Origin of the sequence: Bartonella sp. AA16NXGY (assembly GCF_042197325.1) — a bacterium.
Taxonomy (GTDB): Bacteria; Pseudomonadota; Alphaproteobacteria; order Rhizobiales; family Rhizobiaceae; genus Bartonella.
Window position 1 is genome coordinate 66,502 of record NZ_JBHIRR010000003.1, and the last position, 26,015, is coordinate 92,516.

20 protein-coding genes and 1 pseudogene are annotated in these 26,015 nt (G+C 36.8%); 14 read left to right on the forward strand and 7 right to left on the reverse strand.

The features are described 5' to 3' along the window. Positions 1-220: 220 nt before the first annotated feature. Positions 221-2,755: a response regulator gene (locus ACFINK_RS02765; RefSeq protein ID WP_375638208.1), complete on the reverse strand. Its 2,535-nt coding sequence runs from the start codon at positions 2,753-2,755 to the stop codon at positions 221-223. A gap of 218 nt (positions 2,756-2,973) precedes the next feature. On the opposite strand from ACFINK_RS02765, the gene ACFINK_RS02770 reads away from it, so the two are divergent. Continuing rightward, entirely contained in the window at positions 2,974-3,450 is a 477-nt protein-coding gene (locus ACFINK_RS02770; RefSeq protein ID WP_375611550.1) for a hypothetical protein, read from the forward strand. A 52-nt stretch (positions 3,451-3,502) separates the two neighbouring features. Here the strand turns inward: ACFINK_RS02770 and dksA are convergent, their stop codons facing one another. Together dksA and ACFINK_RS02780 are read right to left on the reverse strand one after the other, a co-directional pair. Then, the gene (dksA, locus tag ACFINK_RS02775) at positions 3,503-3,919 is read right to left on the reverse strand and encodes an RNA polymerase-binding protein DksA (protein WP_015856486.1); all 417 of its coding nucleotides are present in this window, start codon (positions 3,917-3,919) and stop codon (positions 3,503-3,505) included. A 315-nt stretch (positions 3,920-4,234) separates the two neighbouring features. Next, entirely contained in the window at positions 4,235-4,774 is a 540-nt protein-coding gene (locus ACFINK_RS02780; protein WP_375611549.1) for a flavin reductase, read from the reverse strand. Between the two features lie 146 nt (positions 4,775-4,920). On the opposite strand from ACFINK_RS02780, the gene rpe reads away from it, so the two are divergent. The 10 genes from rpe to ACFINK_RS02830 all read left to right on the forward strand — a co-directional run bounded on the left by rpe (position 4,921) and on the right by ACFINK_RS02830 (position 14,025). After that, a complete protein-coding gene (rpe, locus tag ACFINK_RS02785; RefSeq protein ID WP_375638209.1) occupies positions 4,921-5,607 on the forward strand; it encodes a ribulose-phosphate 3-epimerase in 687 nt (228 codons plus the stop codon). Further along, positions 5,607-6,914 carry an adenylosuccinate lyase gene (gene purB / locus ACFINK_RS02790; protein WP_375613148.1) on the forward strand — a complete coding sequence of 436 codons (1,308 nt, stop codon included), beginning with the start codon at positions 5,607-5,609 and terminating at the stop codon, positions 6,912-6,914. Before rpe ends, purB begins: the two co-directional genes overlap by 1 nt. Positions 6,915-6,982: 68 nt before the next feature. Further along, positions 6,983-7,531, forward strand: coding sequence for an RBBP9/YdeN family alpha/beta hydrolase (locus ACFINK_RS02795; RefSeq protein ID WP_375611547.1), 549 nt, complete (start codon positions 6,983-6,985; stop codon positions 7,529-7,531). Between the two features lie 173 nt (positions 7,532-7,704). Next, on the forward strand, positions 7,705-8,469 hold the full coding sequence (gene purC, locus ACFINK_RS02800; RefSeq protein WP_375613149.1) for a phosphoribosylaminoimidazolesuccinocarboxamide synthase: 765 nt from the start codon (positions 7,705-7,707) through the stop codon (positions 8,467-8,469). 78 nt (positions 8,470-8,547) lie between these two features. After that, complete coding sequence (gene purS / locus ACFINK_RS02805; RefSeq protein ID WP_375613085.1) at positions 8,548-8,787, forward strand: phosphoribosylformylglycinamidine synthase subunit PurS; 240 nt, start codon at positions 8,548-8,550, stop codon at positions 8,785-8,787. Between the two features lie 11 nt (positions 8,788-8,798). Continuing rightward, entirely contained in the window at positions 8,799-9,470 is a 672-nt protein-coding gene (gene purQ / locus ACFINK_RS02810; protein ID WP_375613086.1) for a phosphoribosylformylglycinamidine synthase subunit PurQ, read from the forward strand. Between the two features lie 293 nt (positions 9,471-9,763). Next, on the forward strand, positions 9,764-11,974 hold the full coding sequence (purL, locus tag ACFINK_RS02815; RefSeq protein WP_375638210.1) for a phosphoribosylformylglycinamidine synthase subunit PurL: 2,211 nt from the start codon (positions 9,764-9,766) through the stop codon (positions 11,972-11,974). Between the two features lie 58 nt (positions 11,975-12,032). Beyond that, positions 12,033-12,266: a BolA/IbaG family iron-sulfur metabolism protein gene (locus tag ACFINK_RS02820; protein WP_375611543.1), complete on the forward strand. Its 234-nt coding sequence runs from the start codon at positions 12,033-12,035 to the stop codon at positions 12,264-12,266. Between the two features lie 98 nt (positions 12,267-12,364). Next, on the forward strand, positions 12,365-12,697 hold the full coding sequence (grxD, locus tag ACFINK_RS02825) for a Grx4 family monothiol glutaredoxin (RefSeq protein ID WP_375638211.1): 333 nt from the start codon (positions 12,365-12,367) through the stop codon (positions 12,695-12,697). A 71-nt stretch (positions 12,698-12,768) separates the two neighbouring features. Further along, a complete protein-coding gene (locus tag ACFINK_RS02830; protein ID WP_375611542.1) occupies positions 12,769-14,025 on the forward strand; it encodes a multidrug effflux MFS transporter in 1,257 nt (418 codons plus the stop codon). Between the two features lie 466 nt (positions 14,026-14,491). Here the strand turns inward: ACFINK_RS02830 and parC are convergent, their stop codons facing one another. Together parC and aspS are read right to left on the reverse strand one after the other, a co-directional pair. Next, positions 14,492-16,741, reverse strand: coding sequence for a DNA topoisomerase IV subunit A (gene parC / locus ACFINK_RS02835; RefSeq protein ID WP_375627792.1), 2,250 nt, complete (start codon positions 16,739-16,741; stop codon positions 14,492-14,494). Positions 16,742-17,519: 778 nt separating this feature from the next. Next, positions 17,520-19,313: an aspartate--tRNA ligase gene (gene aspS, locus ACFINK_RS02840; RefSeq protein WP_375611540.1), complete on the reverse strand. Its 1,794-nt coding sequence runs from the start codon at positions 19,311-19,313 to the stop codon at positions 17,520-17,522. Between the two features lie 132 nt (positions 19,314-19,445). On the opposite strand from aspS, the gene rnd reads away from it, so the two are divergent. Together rnd and ACFINK_RS02850 are read left to right on the forward strand one after the other, a co-directional pair. Then, positions 19,446-20,600, forward strand: a complete 1,155-nt coding sequence (rnd, locus tag ACFINK_RS02845; RefSeq protein ID WP_375638212.1) for a ribonuclease D — start codon at positions 19,446-19,448, stop codon at positions 20,598-20,600. Positions 20,601-21,245: 645 nt separating this feature from the next. Beyond that, positions 21,246-21,431 (forward strand): annotated as a pseudogene (locus tag ACFINK_RS02850) (helix-turn-helix transcriptional regulator). A gap of 273 nt (positions 21,432-21,704) precedes the next feature. Here ACFINK_RS02850 and ppx read toward each other — a convergent pair. Both ppx and ACFINK_RS02860 read right to left on the reverse strand, forming a co-directional pair. Next, positions 21,705-23,222: an exopolyphosphatase gene (ppx, locus tag ACFINK_RS02855; protein WP_375638213.1), complete on the reverse strand. Its 1,518-nt coding sequence runs from the start codon at positions 23,220-23,222 to the stop codon at positions 21,705-21,707. Between the two features lie 6 nt (positions 23,223-23,228). After that, entirely contained in the window at positions 23,229-25,409 is a 2,181-nt protein-coding gene (locus ACFINK_RS02860; RefSeq protein WP_375638214.1) for an RNA degradosome polyphosphate kinase, read from the reverse strand. A 325-nt stretch (positions 25,410-25,734) separates the two neighbouring features. Here ACFINK_RS02860 and ACFINK_RS02865 point away from each other — a divergent pair, with 325 nt between their 5' ends. Further along, positions 25,735-25,983: a zinc-finger domain-containing protein gene (locus tag ACFINK_RS02865; protein ID WP_375611536.1), complete on the forward strand. Its 249-nt coding sequence runs from the start codon at positions 25,735-25,737 to the stop codon at positions 25,981-25,983. Positions 25,984-26,015: the final 32 nt, after the last annotated feature.

A 26,015-nucleotide genomic window follows, 5' to 3' on the forward strand; every position in this document is an offset into this window, starting at 1 on the left:
TCTACAATTGAAAATCTCTATGAAATATTGACATAATAGAGTCCATCTCTTCATAAATTTTTGCACAAAATATGTAATTTTTTGAATTTTAGTTCATTTTTAAAATTTTTCTTCTTTATTCAATTCTATGACATTATCATAAGCTCTATTTATCAAAATACTCTCGTATTTCGCCTAAAAAATCTTAAAATACGCAATTTTCTATTGCATAAATTTTTGTTTATGACGAAAGTGTTTCTTTAACTGTTACAGCTAACTGTTTGAGTGTAAAAGGCTTAGATAAAAAACCAAAAACAGCATCTTGTGGAAGATTTTTAGCAAAGGCATCTTTTGCATATCCAGAAACGAAAAGAAATTTGATATCAGGATAGTTTTTACGGACTTCCTTCAATAAAGTTGGCCCATCCATTTCTGGCATCACCACATCGGAAACAATAATATCAACTTCTCCTTTTTGTTCCTCAAGAATAGAGAGTGCTTCCACCCCACTTGCTGCCTCTAAAACCGTATATCCTCTCATTTGAAGAGCTCTTACCCCCCCCATTCTGACCGCATCTTCATCTTCAACTAATAAAACAGTCGCAGATCCTGTTAAGTCTATATTTTTATCTTTCTCTTCATCTTTTTCAATCTTTTGAGAAATTTCTCCTTTTATATTGGGGATATAACGGGGAAGAAAAATATGAAATGTTGCTCCTTCACCTTCTTTACTTTCACAATAAATATACCCACCGCTCTGCTTGATAATTCCATAAACCATTGATAAACCAAGTCCTGTTCCTTTTCCAACTTCTTTTGTTGTAAAAAATGGCTCAAACATTTTTTCTTGTATAGCAGCAGATATACCAGCCCCTGTATCTGAGATAGTCAATTGCACATACTCACCAATTGCTAATCCAAGATGATTAAATTCAGCACTTTGTTGCTTTGTAATATTATTTGTCGCAATCGTAACAATACCTCCATCTAACATGGCATCACGCGCATTAATAACCAAATTCATAATAACACGCTGAAAAGATGCTTGATCAACTTCAACGCTCCACAAATCTCTTCCATGGATAATTTTTAACTGAATATTATTCCCCAAAAGTGGTAAAATAAGATTGCGAATGTCTGATAAAAACTCTGTAAAATCAACTTCTTCAGGTCGAAGTGTTTGCTTTCTAGAAAAAGCTAATAATTGTTGTACAAGAGCCGCTGCACGATTAGCATTATTTTTAATATTGATAAGATCAGCATGAGCAGGATCAGAACTACGATGGGTATTTAAAAGAAGATCACATGACATTAAAATTGCTGTTAAAACATTATTAAAATCATGAGCAATACCGCCTGCCAATTGTCCAACAGCTTGCATCTTCTGACTTTGCATCATTTTATCTTCAAGCGTTTTTTGTTCTGTTGTTTCAATGACAGAGAGAATGACCAAATCTTGCAATGCATCACCATGATATGGTGGTACAGACATAACATGGAGACGTAAATGGCGTTCTTCATTTTTTTCTAAAACAGTTTCTAGAGAAACAAAATAATTTTTATTTGTCGCAATTTTCTGAAAGGCACGCTCTAACTGCACACAATCACGACGAGAAATAACATCATAAAAATTGATCGTTTTATCCATGCATCCCGTGAGTGATGAAAAAGCATTATTCATATGAACCAATTGCCCTGCATGATCCACCACGGCTATTGCAAAAGGACTTGCATCAAAATATTCTCCTAATATGCTGGGTAATTTTAATTGATCATCCTCTTCTTTTTGTATTTGTTGTGGAATGATCACAACACGATAAATGGCTTCCTCTTCTAAGAGAGAAGAAACAGATATAAGACAATGGAATATTTTCTCACAAGTCGTGTGTGAATTTAAACATAACGAAAACCTATAAGGTAAAAAGTAACCTGAACTTTGATATCTGTTGGTTTGTAAACAGATATCACTCCATGAGCTCTTAGCGCCAACGCTATCAAATAACGAATCAAAATTATATTGACCAATTGAGAAATTCGCTAAATCAATTGAAAACCATTCGGCAAAAGTCGCATTGGCATAAAGAATAGTTCCTTGTCTATTAACGGATACAAAACCAATAGAAGCTTGATCCAAGTGATTGATAGCCTCTTGAAGGTTCGAGAAAAAAACTTCTCGCGTTTGTTGTAAGTGCGAAATATCAGTAATACGCCAAAATAAAAGCTTTTTTTTCTGTTTTGTGATAGGTTGAACGGAAATATTATACCAAACAGATTTTTTTGGTGTAGAATCGGTAAAAATTGGTTGTTCTACTCTCAATTCCTCTTGCGCTGCAAGATTATTACAGGCTGCAACCTTTAAGCGGTACGAGAGTGCACCAGCTCCTGGAAGATCCGCAATAACCCTATAACAAGACACTTCAGGCTTATAGGTCAGAATTTTTCGATAGTTTTGATTAGAATAATAAACAAAACCAGAAAGATCAGAGATTACAATTGCATCATCGCTCCTATTAAAGATGCTAAAATCAAAATCTTCATGCGACCACACATGATATCTTAAAATTCCCATTCCACACAAAACGAGTGTTGCAACACCGATCATTGCTAGAATCAAAAAAGATATTGATATCGCCTGTTGCAAATAGTTTTGTGGATAAAAAAAACCTAAAATACCCACAATGAAAAGAAAACCTAATACAAAAACAACACCAAAAATCACAACTCTCCGATGAAACGAAGACGCTGATCTTTCATTATTCTCAAAATCTTTATCCATCTCTCTTTGCCTTAGCTTATAGCTATTTCTTATGTCACAAAACTTCCTTTATATTCGTTGTTATGTTGTTATAAAGTATATACTATGATATTATCTAAGATAAGCTCGCTTAATATTCAAAAGTTTATTTCTTACATTATAAGTGAACCTTTTGAGGGTATGTTTATAAATTTATCTCAATAAAAAATAATATTTCCATCCAAAATGGGAGAAAATCTATGTATATCTGGTTATCAGAGCAGATAGGTGTATCTGCTGCAAACATAACGATAAGCTTTTTGCTTTTTATAATAACAATCGCAGCTATTACCGTAATTATCGTGTTTTTACGTCGCTTAAGTACAGGAAGATACAGCATTAATAGAAAAAAAAGTCTATCACGATTAGCATTATGTGAAGTAATTTCTATAGATCGAGCACGCCGCCTTGTTTTAGTCCGTTGCGATAATAAAGAACATTTGCTCCTTATTGGCGGATTAACAGATGTGGTTGTAGAATCCGATATTACTGGTACATCAAAAATACAAAAAAGAGAAACACACACACATCTAAATTCCGCCCCTCCAGAAAGAAACGATGTATCGGATAAAAGTCCCTCTCCTTTTACGAATCAAGCGGTAAAAGATTCAGCCATCACCGCCGAAATTGAGGGGCGGCAAGAACCATCTTTATTCATTCCTACCCCTCAAAAATAAAAATATACAATTTCATCACCACGAATTTCGTTTGTTTATCATCTCAATAACCTTAATCATCGCGATAAACTCTTTCACGTCGTTCGTGACGTTCTTGCGCTTCCAATGACAAAACGGCTATCGGCCGAGCCTCAAGACGCTTGATACTAATGGGTTCGCCGGTTTCTTCACAAAAACCGTATGTCCCATTATCAATGCGCTCTAAAGCAGCATCTATTTTTGAAATAAGTTTCCTCTGACGATCACGAGCACGTAATTCGATTGTACGATCAGTTTCACAAGAAGCCCGATCAGTCAAATCGGGCTGACCAACATTCTCTTCCTGCAAATTTTCCAAAGTCTCACGAGCTTCTTTTAATATATCATTCTTCCAAGAAACCAATTTAGCACGAAAATACGCCTTTTGCCGCTCATTCATAAAAGGCTCATCTTCACTAGGGCGATATTGACCATCAATCTCTTCGCTCATGCAATAAAAAACCTCCACATATGCTATGTGCGGTCTATATATTGTGCAATACCCATCAACACAAGAGTAAAATGTTTTTTCATAACAATCGACGAATATATCTAAATGCACTGTTTAGGTTTGATCGCTTTTTTATGTAGATTGAATTCTTGATCAAATCTCATCCAGAATCATTTTTTTCGCTTATTGAAAAACTTTAAAAAGAAGGAAATCTAATATCAGATATCAGAGCCATCCCTCCCCTACTCTCTACATTGTTTAAAATCTAAATGAAGCAACAATAAATCATTTCATCAATGCAAAAAAATAAAATCTTTATAAAGGCAAAGTGTGATATTCACGTTTCAAATACATCAAAGCATCTTTTTCTTTATTACAGTTGATTGCAACAACCTCACCAATCAAAACACAATGGGTTGCGTGTTCGTGCCAACAAATCAAACGACAATCAAACGACGCTAGAGCGTCTGAAAGACTAGGCGCCCCCGTTTGCAAAGCTCCCCATTGAGCAACATCAAAACGCTCATTTTGTGTAGAATTGCAACGCCTCGAAAAAACATCCGCTAATGAGCGATGTTTTCCTGCCAAGCTATTAACACAAAAATTTCCATTCTCCATAAACACCTGATTCTTTAAATTATGGCGCATGAGACAAACAAGAAGGGTTGGAGGATCATCAGATAAAGAACAACACGCCGAAACAGTCACCCCACGTCTTCCCTTAATACCATTTGTTGTCACAATATGCACAGCTCCTGCAAAAAGACTCATGGCATCTCGATATTCTTGAGAAGAAACCGCAATAGTATGTTTATGTTGAAGTTCAGGCATCAAATATGTTTTATGATTCGACATATCTTTCACTTATAAAGCTTTAAAATTTCAAGCAATCTTTCCATAAAAAGACCTATAATACATATTTTTTCTTTTCCGTCATAACACAAAAAATATTTGTGTATACACAGCGATATGATAAAAACTGCCAATCTAAGGAGATTTTAATGCCTCATTTTCATCTCATTTCGCCTTCTCTCTTGGCTTCTGATTTTTCTAAACTTGGACAAGAAATGTTAGATGTTGTTGATGCTGGTGCAGATTGGCTTCATCTTGATATTATGGATGGGCACTTTGTTCCTAACATCACCTTTGGTCCTGAAATCGTCAAAGCTCTGCGCCCATTAACAAAAGCAATATTTGATGTCCACCTGATGATCGCACCAGTAGACCCTTATTTAGAAGCTTTTGCAAAAGCAGGTTCAGATATTATAACTATTCATGCTGAAGCAGGTCCACATCTTCATCGTTCATTACAAACAATCAAAAAAATGGGGAAAAAAGCAGGAATCGCACTCAATCCAAGCACCCCTGAACATGTACTTGAATATTTGCTTGATCAATTAGATCTCATTCTCATCATGACGGTCAATCCCGGTTTTGGTGGACAAAGTTTTATTCCAGAAATAAAAAATAAAATTAAGCGCGTTAAAAGCATGATTGCAAACCGCCCTATTGATCTTGAAGTTGATGGTGGTATCACCGTTGATACAATTGAGATAGCTGCAAAAGCTGGTGCAAATGTATTTGTCGCAGGCTCTGCAATTTATAAAGATGGAAATAAAGAGCTTTACAAAACACGTATTAGTGCATTGCGCCAAGCCGCAATCCTCTCACAACAAGGAAAAAAATGATGATCGCACGTTATTCCCGCCCTGCAATGGTAACAATTTGGTCTCCCGAAACAAAATATCGTATTTGGTTTGAAATTGAAGCCCATGCCTGTGATGCCCTTGCTCACTTAGGGATTATTCCGAAAGAAGCCGCCAAAGTCATTTGGGAAAAAGGGGCAGCAGCTAAATTTGATGTCAATCGCATTGATGAAATTGAAGCAATTACCAAACATGATGTTATCGCATTTCTAACCCACCTAGCTGAATTCATTGGACCAGAGGCACGTTTTATCCACCAAGGCATGACATCATCTGATGTTCTCGATACAACGCTGAACATTCAATTGATGCGTGCGAGTGATATTTTGCTAGAGGATATAGATCAACTTCTTGAAGCATTAAAAAGACGTGCTTTTGAGCATAAAGAGACAATCACCATTGGGCGGAGTCATGGCATTCATGCTGAACCGACAACATTTGGAATCAAGTTTGCTCTTGCATACGCTGAATTTTCCCGTTGTCGCAAACGTCTTCTTGCTGCACGAGAAGAAATTTCTACTTGCGCGATTTCAGGAGCTGTAGGAACTTTTGCTAATATCGATCCACGCGTTGAAGAACATGTAGCAAAAGCCTTGAAGATGCGTACTGAACCGGTTTCCACCCAAGTAATACCAAGAGATCGTCATGCTATGTTTTTTGCAACACTTGGTGTTATTGCTTCCTCTATTGAAAGGCTAGCAATAGAAATACGCCACTTACAACGAACAGAAGTTCTTGAAGCAGAGGAACATTTCTCACCTGGGCAAAAAGGTTCATCGGCAATGCCTCATAAACGTAATCCAGTTTTAACAGAAAATTTAACTGGATTAGCCCGTATGGTACGTGCATTTGCACTCCCAGCCATGGAAAATGTAGCTCTTTGGCATGAACGTGATATTTCCCATTCATCTGTTGAGCGTTATATTGCTCCAGATGCGACGATTACACTTGATTTTGCTCTTTCTCGCCTCACATCTGTCATTGAAAATCTCATTGTCTATCCAGAAAATATGCAAAAAAATCTCAATAAATTCCGCGGTCTTGTTCACTCACAACGGGTTCTTTTAGCACTCACACAAGCAGGGATTAGTCGTGAAGATTCTTATCGGATTGTACAACGAAATGCGATGAAAGTTTGGGAACAAGGAAAAGATTTTTTAGAAGAACTCCTCAACGACAAAGATGTTACCAAAGCTTTAAGTGAAGAAGAACTTCGCGAAAAATTTGATCTTTCTTACCACACCAAACATATCAATACGATTTTTAAACGTGTTTTTGAAGAACAATAAAGCGACATAGAAAACCAAAATCCATTCAACCTATGATCAAAAATCTGTTGTAACAAAGAAAACAATTCATGAAAGCAAATCAACTCGATATTCTTATTGTTCCTGGCTACAAAGGATCTGGTCCAGATCATTGGCAAACACGCTGGGAAAAAAAATTGTCGACAGCCAGCCGCATTGAACAACTCCATTGGTCAAAGCCTGTTTGTGAAGAGTGGGTTAACAAAGTTAAAACCGCCATCGCAAAAGCTCAAAGGCCTGTTATGCTTATTGCTCATTCATTAGGAGTTCCCAGTGTTATTCATGCAACTGTACAAAATACAGAAAAAATTTGTGGCGCTTTCTTTGTTGCACCTCCAGATGTCGCCAATGAAAAAATACGTCCCAAACATTTAATGACATTTGGCCCCTATCATCGCCAAAAGCTTCCTTTTCCTTCTATTGTCATAGCCAGTCGCAACGATGAGTTTTGTCAATTTTCAGTAGCAGAAAAAATTGCCAATGATTGGGGATCACTCTTTGTTGATGCTGGGTATTCTGGCCATATTAACGCAGAATCCGGACACGGACCTTGGCCTGAAGGGCTTATGGTCCTCTCTCACTTTCTTGCAAAAATTTGATCCAAAAGAGGTGATCTTCTTTCTCATCGCTTATGTATCTTCACCTTTGGGTAAACGTGTAATGATAAAAATTATAAAAGTATCATAGCAATATCATTGAGAAATTCTATCAATTAGGATAGTATCATTTATCAATGTTATTAAAAACCTCTCAAGATAAATAGAGAATCATGATGAATCGTCGCCACCGTATTTATGAAGGCAAGGCTAAAATTTTATATGAAGGACCTGAACCAGGGACTTACATTCAATTTTTTAAAGATGATGCAACTGCCTTTAATGCAAAAAAACATGAAATTATCGACGGAAAGGGGGTTTTAAACAACCGAATTTCGGAACATATTTTTAGCCATCTTGGACGTTTGGGCATCCCAACACATTTTATCAAACGTATAAACATGCGCGAACAGCTTATTAAAGCGGTGGAAATCATTCCGTTGGAAGTTGTTGTTCGCAATGTTGCTGCCGGCTCTCTTGCTAAACGTTTAGGACTGGAAGAAGGAACCCCGCTTCCGCAATCCATCATTGAATTCTACTATAAAAATGATTCTCTCGATGATCCTATGGTAACGGAAGAACATATCACAGCTTTTGGGTGGGCTGTCCCACAAGAGATAGAAGATATGATGCAACTTTCAATTCGTATTAATGATTTTCTTTCTGGGCTTTTTGCCGGTGTTAACATCCAATTAATTGATTTTAAAATGGAATTTGGTCGCCTGTGGGAAGATGAAACAATGCGCATTGTTCTTGCTGATGAAATCTCTCCTGATTCTGCACGACTATGGGATATGCACACACAAGAAAAAATGGATAAAGACCGTTTTCGTCGTGATATGGGAGGGCTTATTAATGCCTATCAAGAAGTTGCCAAACGTCTTGGTATTATGAATGAAAACGAACCAACACGACCAAGTGGTCCCGTTCTCGTAAAGTAAAAACAAGGTAAAAAACATCACCTTATACAAACACCCCTCTTCAAAGGAGAGGTTCTTTTAACAAGCAGGAAGCAAAAAATGAAAGCACGCATTACGGTTACTTTAAGAGAAAGCGTTCTTGATCCACAAGGAGAAGCAATTGTCGGTGCTTTAAAAAGTTTGGCTTTCGAAGGCATTCAATCTATTCGTCAAGGAAAGGTTTTTGATATTGTTCTTGATGAACTACCTTCTGAAACTGCAAAGAAAAAACTTGAACAAATGTGTGAAGAGTTACTCGCAAATACTGTCATTGAAAATTATACAATCGAACTTCTGTAAGTGAAATGCTCATGAAAACTGCCATCATTCAACTTCCTGGATTAAATCGTGATCGAGATATGGTTGCAGCATTACATCATATAACGGGAGTTGAGCCACTAAAAATTTGGCAAACAGAAACAACAATTCCAGATGTAGATGTTATTATTATTCCTGGTGGTTTTTCCTATGGCGACTACTTAAGATGTGGTGCGATTGGAGCGCGAACTCCCGTCTTAAAAGCCATTCGTGAAAAAGCACAAGAAGGTACGACAATTATAGGTATCTGTAATGGATTTCAAATTTTGTTGGAAGCAGGATTATTACCCGGTACTTTAATGCGTAACGCTTCTTTAAAATTTGTTTGTCGTGAAATCAAGCTTGAAGTCGTCAACGCCAAGACAAAATTTTCTCGATATTATTCTAAAGGACAAATTATTCGTTGTCCTGTTGCCCATCATGACGGAAATTATTTTGTTGATAGTGAAACATTGAAACAAATGGAAGACAATGAACAAATTGTTTTTCGCTATGCAGAAAATACAAACCCGAACGGCTCAATGAAAGATATTGCTGGTATTGTTAATAAAGCTGGTAATATTCTTGGTATGATGCCCCATCCTGAAAACTTTATTGAACCCGCCCACGGAGGTACTGACGGTCGTTTACTTTTTCAAAGTGCTTTAGAGTTAGTAAATGGATAATGCTGCAAAAATACTCGCGCTCCATAATTTAAAAAAACAAGGATTTATACCATTTCTCGCATCGTAAATCTATCAACAAAGCTCTTCACAAACAACAATGGATATTATTTTCTAAACACATAATTATTTAAGACCATTTTTAGTCTTAAATCCCACCAAACAAACGGACAAAATCTTCAGCTTACTGTCTATAAATATTTTTATTATTAAACAACATTATTGTTTATAATATAAGCTGCTAGGTTAAAAAAATAAAAATACTAAATTTCGATTAATTTGACGGATAAATACTCATGAAGCCTTGCAATAACATCACTATTACATCAGAACTCATTGCACAACACGGGCTAAAAGAAGATGAATATCAACGTATCCTAACGTTAATTGGTAGAGAACCAACATTTACTGAACTAGGAATTTTTTCTGCAATGTGGAACGAACATTGTTCCTATAAATCATCTAAAAAATGGCTAAAAACTCTTCCGACAGAAGGAAAATGTGTCATCCAAGGACCTGGTGAAAATGCTGGTGTTGTCGATATTGGCGAAGGACAATGTGTTGTTTTCAAAATGGAAAGCCATAACCACCCTTCTTATATTGAACCTTATCAAGGTGCAGCGACAGGTGTTGGTGGTATTTTACGTGATGTCTTTACAATGGGAGCCCGTCCTGTTGCTGCTATGAATGCATTGCGATTTGGTGCTCCTGATCACCCACGAACACGCCATCTTGTTTCTGGTGTTGTTTCTGGAATAGGTGGTTACAGCAATTCTTTTGGTGTTCCAACGGTTGGTGGAGAAGTAAATTTTGATGAGCGTTATAATGGCAATATCCTTGTTAACGCTTTTGTCGCCGGTATTGCAAAGACAGACGCCCTTTTTTATTCTAAAGCACAAGGTATTGGACTCCCTGTTGTTTATCTGGGTGCAAAAACAGGACGTGATGGTGTCGGTGGAGCAACAATGGCTTCTGCTGAATTTGATTCTTCAATCAGTGAAAAACGCCCAACTGTTCAAGTCGGTGATCCTTTTACAGAAAAATGTCTCCTTGAAGCATGTTTAGAGCTCATGAAACTTGGAGCCGTGGTTGCTATTCAAGATATGGGGGCAGCAGGACTCACCTCTTCTGCCGTTGAAATGGGAGCAAAAGGAAATCTGGGGATACAGCTTAATCTTGATACAGTTCCTGTTCGAGAAGAAAACATGACAGCCTATGAAATGATGCTTTCTGAAAGTCAAGAGCGTATGCTCATGGTCCTTAAACCAGAACTAGAAAAGCAAGCAGAAGCAATTTTTCATAAGTGGGGACTACATTTTTCTATCATTGGAAAAACAACCGATGATTTACGTTTTCGTGTATTTCATCAAGGGGAAGAAGTTGTCAATCTTCCCATCAAAGAGCTTGGTGATGAAGCGCCTGTTTATGATCGTCCTTGGAGTGAGCCGGCAAAAAAAACACCCTTGAAAGCAGAAGACGTCAAAAAAGTTGAAAATCTTGGTGATGCGCTTCTGAGCTTATTGAATTCTGCTGATCAAAGTTCTCGGCGATGGGTTTATGAACAATATGATACCCTTATCCAAGGAAATAGCCTTGTTTGTCCAGGAGGTGATGCAGGCGTTATCCGTGTAGGAAACAACAGCAAACGTGCTCTTGCTTTTTCTTCTGATGTAACACCTCGCTATTGTGAAGCAGACCCTTATGAAGGGGGGAAACAAGCTGTCGCAGAATGCTGGCGAAACATTAGTACGACAGGTGCAACACCACTGGCTGCTACAGATAATCTCAATTTTGGTAACCCTGAAAAACCTGAAATTATGGGACAGCTGGTTTTTGCTATTAAAGGTATAGGAGAAGCTTGTAGAATCCTTGATTTTCCTATCGTTTCAGGCAATGTTTCTCTTTACAACGAAACAAATGGAGAAGCCATTCTTCCAACCCCCACAATTGCTGGGGTAGGCCTTCTTAATGATTGGTCTAAAATGGTAACAATAAGTGGTATGCAAAATGGAGATATTCTTGTTTTAGTAGGAAATTGCGGCTCCCATTTAGGACAATCAATCTATGCACGTAACATTTTAAATATTGATGCAGGCCCCCCCCCCCCTGTAGATTTACAACTTGAAAAAAAGCATGGTCAATTTGTTCGAGATGTCATACATCGTGGTTTTATTCACGCCGCCCATGACCTTTCTGACGGAGGATTAGCGATAGCACTTGCTGAAATGGTCATTAAAGCAGGTAAAGGAATCAAAGTAAAATTAAGCAATAAATCACCCCATCATGCAGAACTTTTTGGAGAAGACCAAGGACGTTATCTTTTAGCCGTCAAACCTCACTCTCTTAATAGTCTTAAAGAGCGTGCACAAATCAATACAGTTTCTTTAACAGAGCTAGGTCAAGTCGAGGGTACTTCTCTTAATATAGATGGGATATTAACACTTTCAGTAGACAAACTCACAAAAGCCTATGAAAACTGGTTTCCACAATTTATGGGTGAAGAATAAAAATTGTTTTTTCTCTTAAACAGCCTTTATAAAAAATGAACAACATAGGAGAATAATGATGGCAATGAGTGCCCATGCAATTGAAACGCTTATTCGTGAAGGCATTCCTGATGCTACTGTAAGAATTCGTGATCTTGCTGGAGATGGGGAACATTATGCTGCAGAAGTTATTTCTGAAAGTTTTCGTGGTAAAACCCGTGTTCAACAACATAAAATGGTCTATGATGCCCTTAAAGGCAATATGGGAAATGACCTTCACGCCTTAATGTTGCAAACAAATGTCCCAAAATAATCTAAAATTTCTTCTTGCATTCACACATTTAATACGATTAAAAGCAGTATGAATATAAATTACACACTGATAAAAATCTGAAATATCGAGGGATAAAAATGACCACTGTTCATAATTTTATTGACAACGAAATTAAAACAAACGACGTCATTTTATTCATGAAAGGAACACCTGACGCTCCGCAATGCGGGTTTTCAGGACAAGTTGTTCAAATTCTTGATTATTTAGGATTGAATTATAAAGGGATTAATATCTTAACTTCTAACGAATTGCGTCAAGGGATTAAAGATTACTCAAATTGGCCAACAATTCCACAGCTTTATATCAAAGGTGAATTTATCGGAGGCTGTGATATTGTTAAAGAGATGTTTCAAAACAATGAGTTACAGGAACTTTTGAAAGAAAAAAATATTCCATGTAATCAATCATAGGTATCTTTCATTTTATTCAGACTCTTAAAAAGAGCTGTTTTCAGACGAAATTTTTATTTCAAGGATGCCATATGTCATATTCAGTCGATGAACAAACGCATAGAGATGCGATTAGAAACAAAATTGGCTATAAAGAATTTGTTATTCTTATTGCTTCGCTCATGGCTATTAACGCTATAGCTGTTGATATTATGCTGCCAGCTATGCCCGATATTTTAGACGGCTTAAATGTTCTCAATGAAAATGATCAACATTATATCATTTCGAGTTATCTTATTAGCTATGGTATTGCTCAAATATTTTTCGGTCCAATAAGCGATAGGTATGGACGACGTAAACTTATTCTTCTCGGGCTTGCTTTTTATTCATTTACGGCGATTGGCTGTGCCTTTGTAACTGATTTTTCTCTCTTACTTATTTTACGTATCTTGCAAGGAATTGGAGGGGCTGCTATGCGAGTTCTTACAGTTTCCGTCGTACGTGATCTCTACAGTGGTCGAAAAATGGCAGAAGTTATGTCTATTGTTATGATGGTTTTTCTTGTTGCACCAATGGTTGGTCCCGCAACAGGACAGATCATTTTACTGCTTGGACATTGGCAATATATTTTTATTTTCATGGCAATGATTGGTTTAGGACTGATGATTTGGATTCAACTGCGCTTGCCTGAAACTCTTTATGCGCAACGCTCTCTTTCCTTTTCTTCAGTTAAACACAACTTATGGATTGTAATAACCAATCGTACAACACTTTGCTATACACTTGCAACTTCCATTATTTTAGGCTGTATCTTTACCGCCGTTAATACATCACAACAAACATATGAAGGGATCTATAATCTAGGACTTTGGTTCCCTATTGCTTTTGCAGTTGGTGCTGCATTTCAAGCTCTATCATCATTCTTTAACTCTCAACTCGTTGGACGCCTTGGAATGCGGCGTATTGCTCATACTATGCTTTTGCTCTTTTGTGCCACTTCATGCATTTGGTTTATTGGGTCCATCTTAGCAGGTGGTGTTATCCCTTTTCCTTTTTATATGACGTTATATTGTATATTAATGTTTACCTGCGGTGGTATTATGGCCAATTTCAATACACTCGCTCTTGAACCTGTAGGAGAAATAGCTGGAACAGCTTCTTCTGTATCCGGCTTTCTTCAAACATCTATCGGTGCAGGACTTAGCTTTTTTATTGCCCAACAATTTGATGAAACAACCATCCCAAACTCAGCAGGATTTTTCTTTCTGAGTCTCACTGCCATACTTCTCGTCTTATGGGCTGAACGTGGTCATCTTTTTAGACAATATCATAGTAATCCTAACGAATAAATATTACTACGAAAGATTAATAACATCTCTCTTGAACAATAAGAAAATAAACCTATCAGACAAAATAAAACATCTCCAAATAGAACATTCTTGTGTTAAACATTCACATTGTTTGTTTAAAGGTACAGCTCTCGAAATATCAAATCATTTCACGACAGCACCCATAAATGGTATAATGTAAAAAAACAAACATACTATTGTTGCAACAACTCTTGTCTGTGAAACGGTTTATTAAAAAATATTTTTATTCTTTTCTTCAATAGTTTTTATGAAGACGGGCTGGTCTCTCATCTCATGATAGGCAAACAAACAGTTTTGATTGATTTAACCTGAACAAGATCGAAATAAGAGAAAAACTTACGCTTTAGGTCTTTCGTTCAATATAAAAAATAATAAATTATCTTTATAAATTAATATCTTACATAATCATAAAACCATAGGGAATTTTCCCATTTATAAAATACATTTAATTGATAAATTTTCCTGATTTTGGAAATCCTCTTGGAACCAAACGCCCGACGCCCGCACGCATTCCCATCCATTCAATGAGATCATCAGCTTGACGGTTAAAGATTCGTTCAGCTGTATCTTGCCAACTTAAGCCTTCTGATAAATTAAAAGTCTTGGCATCAACAACACCACCTTCTTTATAACGCTGTAAACGAACACCTTTACCGCGATTCATTTCTGGTATTTGTTCAATAGAAAAAATAAGCATTTTACGGTTTTCACCGACTACAGCAACATGATCACCATTTACCGGAACACAAAGCTTTACCTTATCAGGAGCTTTCACATTCATCACTTGCTTTCCTTTTCGTGTATTGGCGATCACTTCTGCAGAAGAAACAATAAAACCATTACCGTGAGATGAAACCAAGAGAAATTTTTCCTCGGCGTGATGCACAAAAGCTGTGAGAACATCGTGCTCATCATCCATATCAACTAAGAGACGAATAGGTTCACCATGTCCCCGCCCTCCAGGTAAATTATTTGCACCAATAGCAAAAAACTTCCCCCCCGTACTGATCAGCACAATCTTGTCGGTCGTAAATGCTGGAAAGGCTAACTTTAAACTGTCTCCTTCTTTAAAAGAAAGTGCTTTATAATCGTTCAAGTGTCCCTTCAAAGCACGCATCCACCCCTTTTCAGAAATAACAATAGTAATCGGTTCTTTTTCGATCATTGCTTGTTGAATATCATCAAGATCATGTCTTGGTGCCTCTTCAAACGTAGTACGTCTTTTCCCCAAGAGTGTTTCAGGCCCAAAAGTGTTTCGAACTTTTTTGATTTCTTCTGAAATTATTTTCCACTGTTTTATAGGAGAAGCTAACAAATTCTGTAGCTTTTCTTTTTCAGCTTTCAAACTTTCAAATTCTTTACGAATTTCAAATTCCTCAAGCTTACGCAAAGAACGCAAGCGCATATTAAGAATAGCTTCAGCTTGATTTTCTGTTAATTCAAACCGATTAATCAGCTTCTTTTTCGGTTCATCCTCTTCACGAATAATCTGAATGACCTCATCGAGATTTAAATAGGCAATAAGATATCCATGAAGAATTTCCAATCGGCTATCAATTTGATCAAGCCGATAATGAGAGCGACGAATAAGCACTTCTTGACGATGTTCAAGCCATTGCTGCAAACTTTCTCGCAAAGAAAGGACATTGGGTATTTTTCCCAAAGACAAAACATTCAGATTAAGGGGAAATCTTACTTCAAAGTCAGTCAATTTAAAAAGAGACTCCATAAGGAGCTCCGGATCAACCGACCGATTTTTAGGAACCAGCACGATTCTGATATCTTCTGCTGATTCATCTTGGATATCCTCAAGCATTGGCAATCGGCGTGCAAGCAATAACTCTGCTGTTTTTTCAATAAGACGTGACTTTTGAATCTGATAGGGAATTTCAGTTACAACAATCACATAAGAACCACGGCTACCAGATTCCTGATGCCAACGTGAACGCAAGCGAAAGAATCCACGCCCAACACGATAGGATTCCTCAATACTTTTTTTAGGTTCAACTAAAATTCCCCCCGTCGGAAAATCAGGACCAAGAACAAATTGATTTAATTCCTCATCATTTACATCGGGATGCGCAATCAAATGGAGTGCTGCATCACAAAGCTCAGCAACATTATGGGGGGGAATAGATGTTGCCATACCAACAGCAATACCAGAAGAACCATTTGCTAAAAGATTAGGGAAAGCTCCTGGTAAAACAACAGGCTCTTCATCTTCCTCATTATAGGTTAAACGAAAATCAATAGCATTCTCATTAATTCCTTCAAGTAACAATGCAGCCACTTCAGTCATACGTGCTTCCGTATAACGCATGGCAGCAGCATTATCACCATCAATATTACCAAAATTGCCTTGCCCATCAACCAACGGATAACGAACAGCAAAACTTTGAGCCAAGCGCACCAAGGCATCATAAATAGACGCATCCCCATGAGGATGAAATTTTCCCATGACATCACCAACAATCCGCGCACATTTCGCATAAGACTGTCCAGGATTTAGTTTGAGAAGACGCATCGCATGAACAATCCGCCGGTGGACCGGCTTCAATCCATCACGTACATCAGGCAATGCACGGTGTGTAATCGTAGAAAGTGCATAAGCCAAATAACGTTCCTGTAAAGCAGAACGTAATTCTATTGGTTCAATATGTTCTTTATCAAAAGGTAAATTCATTTTATCAGACATAGTATTAAAACAACAATTCCCACAATAATAAGAAATTATTTTATAGGATTTATTTAATGAAATCTTCTATGAGTCGACTTTTTTATTAAAAGTCAATTACATAAAAACAAACGCTGCAATTAGAACATGAACAGAAAATTATATCAATTTGAAAAATTTATACATGTCCTTCCCCCCTTGTCTTAAGTAATTTATTGAAAGCTTTGTCAAATTCGACGATAATTTAACTGCCCACAAAGAGTTATTTCATCTTTTCTGAAATGACAAAAGCACCTTTCAAACATCATCTTTTATTATAAAGATAAATTGTATAACAACCCCATTCAGTTTTTCTACGAAAAACCAAAAAAATGTTCAAAGCTTATGAAATTTAAACTTTTCAGAGTAAGTCCATAGAATGGAAAACCACATTATTCTCATAAAAACGAAGAGACACAATTCTCTGCTACAACGTTGTAAAAACTTCAATAAAAAATAAATAATATATTGACATATAAAGATAATTAATTTTTTTCAACTAAAATGAGGCTCCCGAATATTATAGAATTCTTTTATTTCTAATTTATTCATGATCAAGCAATTATAATTATTTCCTCACCTATCACAAGGGGAAAAGCCACTATAGAAACAAGGAATAAAAATGCCTCATAAAGAATCAACACAATAGCGTTTTGCCTATCTAAATTTCACAAACAGTACACGCACACACCGTTGACTCTTGAAAGGCATCAAAACTTCACTCTACGTAGAAAAAGATGAAACCAATCCATTATCAACTTTATGAGCTATTTTTGTGAGTAGGAGCCATGCGGATTCCTAAATCACGTAATTGTGTAGGAGAAACATCAGACGGAGCGCTCATTAAAAGATCAAGCGCCTGTTGGTTCATAGGGAATAAAGCAACTTCACGCAAATTTTTAACACCTTGTAACAGCATAATAATGCGGTCAATTCCTGCAGCCATGCCACCATGTGGCGGAGCCCCATAATGGAATGCACGATAAAGACCACCGAAACGATCTTTCACAACTTCCTTAGAAAGTCCTACAAGTTCAAAAACTTTAAGCATCATTTCTGGTAAGTGATTACGAATTCCACCTGATGCAATTTCATAACCATTGCAAACAAGATCATATTGAAAAGCTTTAATAGTAAGAGGATCTTGGCAGGCAAGGGCATTTTCTCCCCCTTGAGGCATGGAAAAAGGATTATGTCCAAAATCAATCTTTTTTTCATCTTCATTCCATTCAAAAAATGGAAAATCAACAATCCACGCCATAGAGAAACTATCTCTATCAAGAAGATCTAATTCTTCCCCTACCCTTGTGCGTGCTGCTCCGGCAAAAGATGAAAACTTTTTTGGATCGCCAGCTACAAAAAAACAGGCATCCCCACTTTCAAGACCAAGCTGTATACGGATTGCTTCAGTCCTCTGTTCACCAATATTTTTGGCGATAGGCCCTGCTCCTTCAAATTTTCCTTCTTCTTCACGCCAGAAAATATAGCCGAGCCCTGGTTGCCCCTCGCCTTGTGCCCATACATTCATACGATCACAAAAAGCACGACTTCCACCCGTTTTAGCTGGAATAGCCCACACTTGTGCATTCTCATCATTCGCTAAAATTTGAGCAAAGACTTTGAAACCAGAATTATAAAAATGCTGAGAAACATCTTCCATAATGATCGGATTACGCAGATCAGGCTTATCAGAACCATATTTTCGCATTGCTTCATCATAAGAAATGCGAGGAAAGCTTTGTGTCACAGTCTTTCCATCTGCAAATTCTTCAAAAATAGAACGCATAATAGGTTCCATAGTTGCTAAAACATCTTCTTGCTCAACAAAACTCATTTCAACATCTAATTGATAAAATTCACCAGGAAGACGGTCGGCCCTTGGATCTTCATCTCTAAAACATGGAGCAATCTGAAAATAACGATCAAAACCTGACATCATCAACAACTGTTTATATTGCTGTGGCGCTTGCGGTAACGCATAAAATTTTCCCTGATGAACACGACTTGGAACCAAAAAATCACGTGCGCCTTCCGGCGATGAAGCTGTCAAAAGTGGCGTCGTAAATTCCGTAAAACCATTATTTTGCATAGCTCGTCTCATAGCCGCAATAATTTCAGTCCGACGCATGATATTTTTGTGCATAGTCTCCCGACGCAAATCAAGAAAACGATATTTTAATCGAATATCTTCTGGATAATCAGGCTCACCAAAAACCGGTAAAGGAAGCTCATCAGATTTTGAAAGAATTTCTACCTCTTGTGCAAAAATTTCAATCTCACCTGTTGGAAGCGTTGCATTAATAACCTCATCAGAACGAGCACATACCTCCCCATCCACACGAATAACCCATTCAGAACGCACTTTTTCAATAACTTTAAAAGCTGGTGAAGCAGGGTCAGCAACAATTTGTGTGATTCCAAAATGATCACGTAAATCCACAAAAAGAATCCCTCCATGATCACGAACACGATGAACCCACCCCGAAAGACGAACTTGTGTTCCTACATCACATCTACGAAGAGCCGCACAATGATGACTGCGATAACGGTGCATGTTTTTTGCCTTTGATTATAATATTCACATGCGCTACAAACGCTTTTTAATAACCATTTGTCAAGATATGAGAATAAAAACTCAAAAATAAAGTCAATAAAGCACAAATTTAATTTATCGAATTATAATAAAATGATGAATCTTATTACACAAACAACAGATCTTGAAATTGCACTTAACGCTCTACGTACCTCTGATTTTGTAACAGTCGATACTGAGTTTATCCGCGAAACAACTTTTTGGCCTCAACTGTGTTTAATCCAGCTTGCATCACCAGATGTCACAGTTTTGATTGATCCCCTAGCACCAGATATTGATTTACAACCTTTTTTTGACCTTATGATCGATAAAAAAGTTGTAAAAGTTTTTCATGCTGCGCGCCAAGATATTGAAACAATTTATCATCTTGGAGGTGTTATTCCTTCCCCTCTCTTTGATACGCAAATAGCAGGATCAATTTGTGGATTTGGTGATTCTATCTCCTATGATCAAATTGTACAACGCTGTACAGGGCATCATCTTGATAAATCCTCCCGCTTTACAGACTGGAGTTTCCGCCCTTTGTCTGAAAAACAACTGCTCTATGCACTTTCCGATGTAACTTACTTAAGAGATGTTTACTTGTTATTGAAAAAAAGGTTAGAGAAAAATCAACGAGCTCACTGGATGGATGATGAAATAACAATCCTTTTAAATCCTAAAACCTATGATATGCCAGAAGATGAAGCATGGAAAAAAGTGAAAGGAAAAATTAAAAAGCCACGTGAACTTGCTGTATTACAAAAGATAGCAGCTTGGCGGGAACGTGAAGCACGAAAATACAATATGCCACGTCGTCATATCATAAAAGATGAATGTCTTATAGAAATAGCAACCCAACAACCAAAAGATGAATCTGCATTAAAACGGTTGCGCAGTCTTAATAAGAATTGGGATAAACTCTCAATTGCTCAATCATTAATCAAAGCTGTCCACGAAGGCTTAGAAGTGGATCTTTCTACTTTACCCCCCATTCCTAAACATAATCCACTCAATGATACGACAGCCGCTGTTATCGATCTGCTCAAAGTGTTATTAAAAATTGTTGCAAATGAAAACAGCATTGCCCCTAAAATTATTGCAACATCTAATGATTTAGAAAAAATTGCCAATGGAGGAATAAAGAAAAATATTCCCGCTATGAATGGCTGGCGCTATGAAATATTTGGACAAAAAGCCGAACAACTTCTAAAGGGCCAGATAGGGTTTTACTTTAACGATGGAAAAATAAGCACAAAACAGCTTTAATTTACATTTTCATTTTGAAAAATCCATTACACTACTCATTATCTACATCAATTGGTATGCCTTATAGGCCAACGCAAACAGGATAAATAAAGCCTACTTCTGACAAAGTTAAAAAATTAAATAGTAAACTCTTATTAAAATGATAGCTAAATCTTTATCAGGTCAATCAAATAGCAATCCCATTAAAAATAATCTAAAAAAACAAACAGCTCCTTATTTAAAAGTTTTGAAAAGAAAAAGTTCTGATAATAAAAGCGCATTCATTACAAAAATAGCAGCCTAGAAATAGGAACAAACAAAGATATAATGCCTCACGTCACCATATCGTATTAAAAAACTACCGAGATTGCAATCTAACAATCAAAAACGAGCCAGCATAACAACTAAAATACCTAACAAAAGCAATATATTGATTTCTAAAAATAATCTAGCGTTATTTATATTGAATTAGACCTCCGAATATCGTAAGATTCTCTCACTCCATCTCAATAAGACTCATAAAGTTTCACATAAGAATTATATGATAAGGCGCTGTTTTTTTATAAATTAAATACCTTTCAAAGGATTCAAAAATCATGGTTAATAAATAGTTGTGATTTATTTCTATTTTTTATAGTGAAAGGATTTTATAATGACTGAAATGATATTCTTTTGACAGACCGTGAAAGTGCAAAACTGTTTCATATGAGTATTTCAACATTCCAGCGTCATGTAACCAATGGATCTCTCCCAAAATCTTTAAAACTTGTTTTTTATCGCGTTGGTTACAATCGTAATCTTATGAAGATAATCGAGCAAGCTAAACAGAAACGTTATAACGACACAGCATAAAAAGAAAACCTTTTCACGTAAAAATGGACAAAACTTTTCATTTTCACATGAAGCTTATGAAGTGAAAAATCCATCCTGTGATGCAAGTAACAGAATAAAAAATTATGTTTTCTTTTATGAATGCTCAGGCATTACAAATGCTTTGCGTGGTGTCTAGCATGGGCGTTATGGAACAAGTCCTATTGTCCAGCTCATGATGATAGGCTACCTAGTTTATCCCTCGTCAATGGCCCTATTATTAAGACATAAAACACGAATAAATTAGGAAAAAAATCAAAAAATTTCAAAAGCGAGAGGTTGTTTTATTATTTTTGATAACTTCTGTAATCGTCCAAGAGGACGTTCTCCTAATAACCCAGCGTAATTCTTTGGGATCTGCAGGATAATATGATCTGCTTTTTTATGCCACAATAAATGAGGTAAAATTCCTGCAACAGAAGCACTAAAAAGATGAGCAATACGCATAGTTTCGCCAAGAATACGTGCTTTTTCAATTATATTTTGAGTTGCTAATTGAAAAATGGGAAGAGATTCTTTATCAACCAATAAACTCGTATTGCGAAAAAAAACAGCAAGTGCCGCATAAAGGCGCCCTTCATGAGAAATTCCTGGATAAGATCCTAAAGCTATTTGATTTGCTGCTTCATTGCCTCGATAATCTGGATGTATACGCCAACCAATATCCGCAAGAAGACAAGCGGCTTGACGATAACGGCATTCATTTTCGGTTTCTGAAATTCCAAAAACTTCAAAAGCATTCGTCGTAAAATCAATGAGTTCTTCTGCTTGTTTTGGTGAACGTGCCCGTAAAATAGCCATTTCTGTGCATGCTGCAATGAGAGGATCTGAAAGCCGAATCGCCTGCGGCAAACGTGAATAAAGAAAACCTTCACGAACGCCAGCACCAGAAAAGATTATCTTTTCAAACTCCATACACTGAATGAGTTCAATAAGAACTATTGCCCCATAAGATAAAAGTTTTCGACGATTCTGAGAAACCGCTGCAATCCCTCTCATATTATCAATATTGCCACGTGCTACAAGACGTAAAAAGTTCTCCATTTCAACGGCATCAACTTCATAGCCATGCATAACAGGGAGCCGATAGTGTTTCATTGCCATATGGAGTTTTGCCAAATTACGCCATGTCCCCCCTACTGCATAAAAATAACGTGCTATACCTTTACGAGTACGAACAACAGACGATTTATAAAATTGCTCATGTACAATTTTTGTAGCTACAGCACTATCATTATTTGACATATACTGTAGCCTTAAACCACCCAATGGGAGCGTTATCCCTTCACCAACATCAGAATGATCAATATCAATCAGCTCAAGACTTCCACCACCAAGATCCCCAGAAATACCTTTTGGTTGATAAAAAGTAGACACAACTCCATATGCTGAATACATAGCTTCTTCACTTCCTGAAAGAAGATATATTTTATTTTGCAAAATATCTTCAGCATGCTGAATAAATGCTACGCCATTCTGTGCATCTCGTGCTGCTGCTGTTGCTAAAGTATAGACCTCATCTGCCCCAATCTGTCGACAAAGCGTACGAAACCGTTTCAGTGTTTGCAACGCCATTTTCATCGATTTTTCTTCTAAAAATCCTGTTTTCGCCACACCATGACCGAGACCACAAAGAATCTTTTCATTAAATAAAACTGTTGGTGATCGAACAAGCCCCTCATAAATAACCAACCGAACAGAATTTGAGCCAATGTCAATAACAGCAACAGGCTTACGCCCTTTTAACCGACCTTGAGCATCTCTATATGTCATTGGATTTTAGTCTTTATGTATTTCGGCTTGTTGCCGATGCAACGCAACCAAGCGCGAAACAGAAGACTCAAAAGACTCATTTTCCCCCGCAAAACTTGTATTGGCCATAAAATACTCCTGCGCATTAAATAGACTTTCACCTATCTGCGGTGTAATACGTTTTGATGTTCCATCCTTAAGTATATCAAAGCTTTGTTGATTATCAATGATATTAGCTAACATAATCTGTAAAAGAATTTTTTGACGCACTATTTTATTAAAAACCGGAACCAATATTTCAATACGATAGTCCAAATTACGAGGCATCATATCAGCAGAGCCTAAGTAAACGAGTGCATTTTCATTAGGCAAATCTTGACCATTCCCAAAACAAAAAATGCGACTATGTTCAAGAAAACGCCCGACAATTGATTTTACACGAATATTATCCGAAATTCCTAGAATACCAGGACGTAAACAACATATCCCCCGCACAACCAAATCAATTTGCACCCCTGCTTGACTGGCACGATATAAAGCATCAATAATTTCAGGATCAACCAATGCATTAACTTTCATCCAAATAGCAGCAAACCTTCCCTGTTGTGCATGAACAATTTCTCCCTCAATATGCTCTAAGATACGACCACGCAGTGTTAAGGGTGAAAAAGCAATCTTCATTGTTTCATTTGGACGCTCATATTGCGCAATATAATTGAATAATAACGCAACATCATGAGCGATATCATCATCCGTGGAAAAAAAAGAAAGATCGGTATAAGTTTTAGCATTAATGGGATGATAATTTCCTGTTCCAAGATGAACATAAGAGCGAAGACGTTTTCCCTCACGTCTCACAACTAATGACATCTTAGCATGCGTTTTTAATGCAATAAAACCAAAAATAACTTGAACCCCAGCACATTCAAGATCCCTGGCCCAACGAATATTTGCTTCCTCATCAAAACGTGCTTTAAGTTCTACCAAAGCAGTCACAGACTTTCCCTGTTCAGCTGCTTTAATCAAAGCGCCAACAATTGGACTATCATTTGATGTACGATAAAGTGTTTGTTTTATTTCTACAACATCAGGATCGCAAGCAGCTTGACGTAAAAATTGGACAACAACATCAAATGTCTCATAGGGGTGATGAATCACAATATCATTTTCACGAATAGCCGCAAAACAATCCCCTTTATGTTTACGAATACATTCTGGAACACGAGAAATATAAGGAATAAATTTAAGATCATCGCGGGGAATAGAAACAATTTCTGATACCGTATTAAGCGCTAAAAATCCGTCAAGGACATTAATACAATTATCAGGAACAGCGAGACTATTCGCTATAAATTGGCGTAAACTCTCTGGCATTTTTGCGTCAAACTCAACTCGAATAACCTGCCCACGGCGCCGCCTTTTAAGAGCAGTTTCAAAAAAATGAACAAGATCCTCAGCTTCTTCTTCTACTTCAATATCACTATCTCGGATTATTCTAAATATACCAATTTCTTTAACCTCATAGTTAGGAAATACATATTTAATAAAAAGGCAAATAACATCTTCAGATGCAATAAAACGAAAATGATTGCCTTCTTGAGGAAGAAGAATAAAACGCCTTAAAAGCATTGAAATAGATAACAACACTGTGTGTGAATTCTGATCAGTTTCTCCAGACAATTGAAGCCCAATAGAAAGCCCTAAATTAGGAATAAATGGAAAAGGATGAGTAGAATCAACAGGTAAAGGTTTTAAAACAGGAAAAATTGTCTCAAGAAAATATTTTTCAAGCCATGATTTTTCAATTTCTGAAAGATCATCAGAACAAATAATTTCAATATCATTCTTTTTTAATTCATCACGTAAAACATTCAATTCTCGTAGTTGGTGAGCCTGCAGCTTTGAAATCTCAGCTAATACAATATCAAGTTGTTCCTGTGGAGTGTGCCCATCTGCACTGCACGCTGTAACGCGAGCACGAATTTGAGCTGCTAGTCCTGCAACACGAACCATAAAAAACTCATCAAGATTTGCAGCTGAAATAGAAAGAAATTGTAGACGTTCTAATAAAGGATGTTTCGAATTAGCCGCTTCCATCAAAACACGATTATTAAATTGTAGCCATGAAAACTCTCGATTAATAAATCGTACCGGATTTTTCATTGTTATATTCGATATAGAAATTTTATCTACCACCCTCTGTTCCATATATCCTAAATAATTTTCTTTTATATTTTCTAAAATCCTTGACGAAATATCTCACATAACATTTGATAATATGTTATCATCATAATAATATATCAATGCCTAACTTCCCTCATCATTTTTCCATTTAATATTTAAAAGTACTTGGAATTATTGCTATGCGCAAAGCACTAAAAGTAAGACAACTATTCTAATATAGCATAAAAGAAGAGAAATTTGTCTTAAAAAGCATCTTGCATTATTATACGCTTTATTACAAACTCACGCCTATAAAATAGAAGAGCCCAATCATAGCTGATGAGAAAATTTATTCTGGAGTTTGTATGCCATGGCTGATCACAATATTCCTCATTTCCAAAATGACCTTGGATATAAAACAATCGAAATTGGTGTGAAAGAATTTATGTGTGTAGGCGCTACACACCCATTCGATCATCCTCATATCTTTATCGATATGGGAGCAGCAGATGAGAAAATTTGCCCTTACTGCTCAACCCTTTATCGTTATGTTCCCTCGCTATCATACGATCAAACAAACCCAACAGGATGCTTATATCATCCAGAAAAGCTATTATAATTGCGTTTTTTGGCTTTCTTAATAACCCCTCT

Excerpts from the sequence above, each read along its gene's own strand:
- rpe (WP_375638209.1), top strand. The coding sequence starts at position 4,921 with ATGCCTCATTTTCATCTCATTTCGCCTTCTCTCTTGGCTTCTGATTTT.
- ACFINK_RS02830 (WP_375611542.1), top strand. The coding sequence starts at position 12,769 with ATGTCATATTCAGTCGATGAACAAACGCATAGAGATGCGATTAGAAAC.
- purS (WP_375613085.1), top strand. The coding sequence starts at position 8,548 with ATGAAAGCACGCATTACGGTTACTTTAAGAGAAAGCGTTCTTGATCCA.
- aspS (WP_375611540.1), bottom strand. The coding sequence starts at position 19,313 with ATGCACCGTTATCGCAGTCATCATTGTGCGGCTCTTCGTAGATGTGAT.
- ACFINK_RS02820 (WP_375611543.1), top strand. The coding sequence starts at position 12,033 with ATGGCAATGAGTGCCCATGCAATTGAAACGCTTATTCGTGAAGGCATT.
- ACFINK_RS02795 (WP_375611547.1), top strand. The coding sequence starts at position 6,983 with ATGAAAGCAAATCAACTCGATATTCTTATTGTTCCTGGCTACAAAGGA.
- rnd (WP_375638212.1), top strand. The coding sequence starts at position 19,446 with ATGATGAATCTTATTACACAAACAACAGATCTTGAAATTGCACTTAAC.
- ACFINK_RS02860 (WP_375638214.1), bottom strand. The coding sequence starts at position 25,409 with ATGGAACAGAGGGTGGTAGATAAAATTTCTATATCGAATATAACAATG.
- grxD (WP_375638211.1), top strand. The coding sequence starts at position 12,365 with ATGACCACTGTTCATAATTTTATTGACAACGAAATTAAAACAAACGAC.
- purQ (WP_375613086.1), top strand. The coding sequence starts at position 8,799 with ATGAAAACTGCCATCATTCAACTTCCTGGATTAAATCGTGATCGAGAT.
- ppx (WP_375638213.1), bottom strand. The coding sequence starts at position 23,222 with ATGACATATAGAGATGCTCAAGGTCGGTTAAAAGGGCGTAAGCCTGTT.
- ACFINK_RS02865 (WP_375611536.1), top strand. The coding sequence starts at position 25,735 with ATGGCTGATCACAATATTCCTCATTTCCAAAATGACCTTGGATATAAA.
- ACFINK_RS02770 (WP_375611550.1), top strand. The coding sequence starts at position 2,974 with ATGTATATCTGGTTATCAGAGCAGATAGGTGTATCTGCTGCAAACATA.
- parC (WP_375627792.1), bottom strand. The coding sequence starts at position 16,741 with ATGTCTGATAAAATGAATTTACCTTTTGATAAAGAACATATTGAACCA.
- purB (WP_375613148.1), top strand. The coding sequence starts at position 5,607 with ATGATCGCACGTTATTCCCGCCCTGCAATGGTAACAATTTGGTCTCCC.
- ACFINK_RS02765 (WP_375638208.1), bottom strand. The coding sequence starts at position 2,755 with ATGGATAAAGATTTTGAGAATAATGAAAGATCAGCGTCTTCGTTTCAT.
- dksA (WP_015856486.1), bottom strand. The coding sequence starts at position 3,919 with ATGAGCGAAGAGATTGATGGTCAATATCGCCCTAGTGAAGATGAGCCT.
- purL (WP_375638210.1), top strand. The coding sequence starts at position 9,764 with ATGAAGCCTTGCAATAACATCACTATTACATCAGAACTCATTGCACAA.
- purC (WP_375613149.1), top strand. The coding sequence starts at position 7,705 with ATGAATCGTCGCCACCGTATTTATGAAGGCAAGGCTAAAATTTTATAT.
- ACFINK_RS02780 (WP_375611549.1), bottom strand. The coding sequence starts at position 4,774 with ATGTCGAATCATAAAACATATTTGATGCCTGAACTTCAACATAAACAT.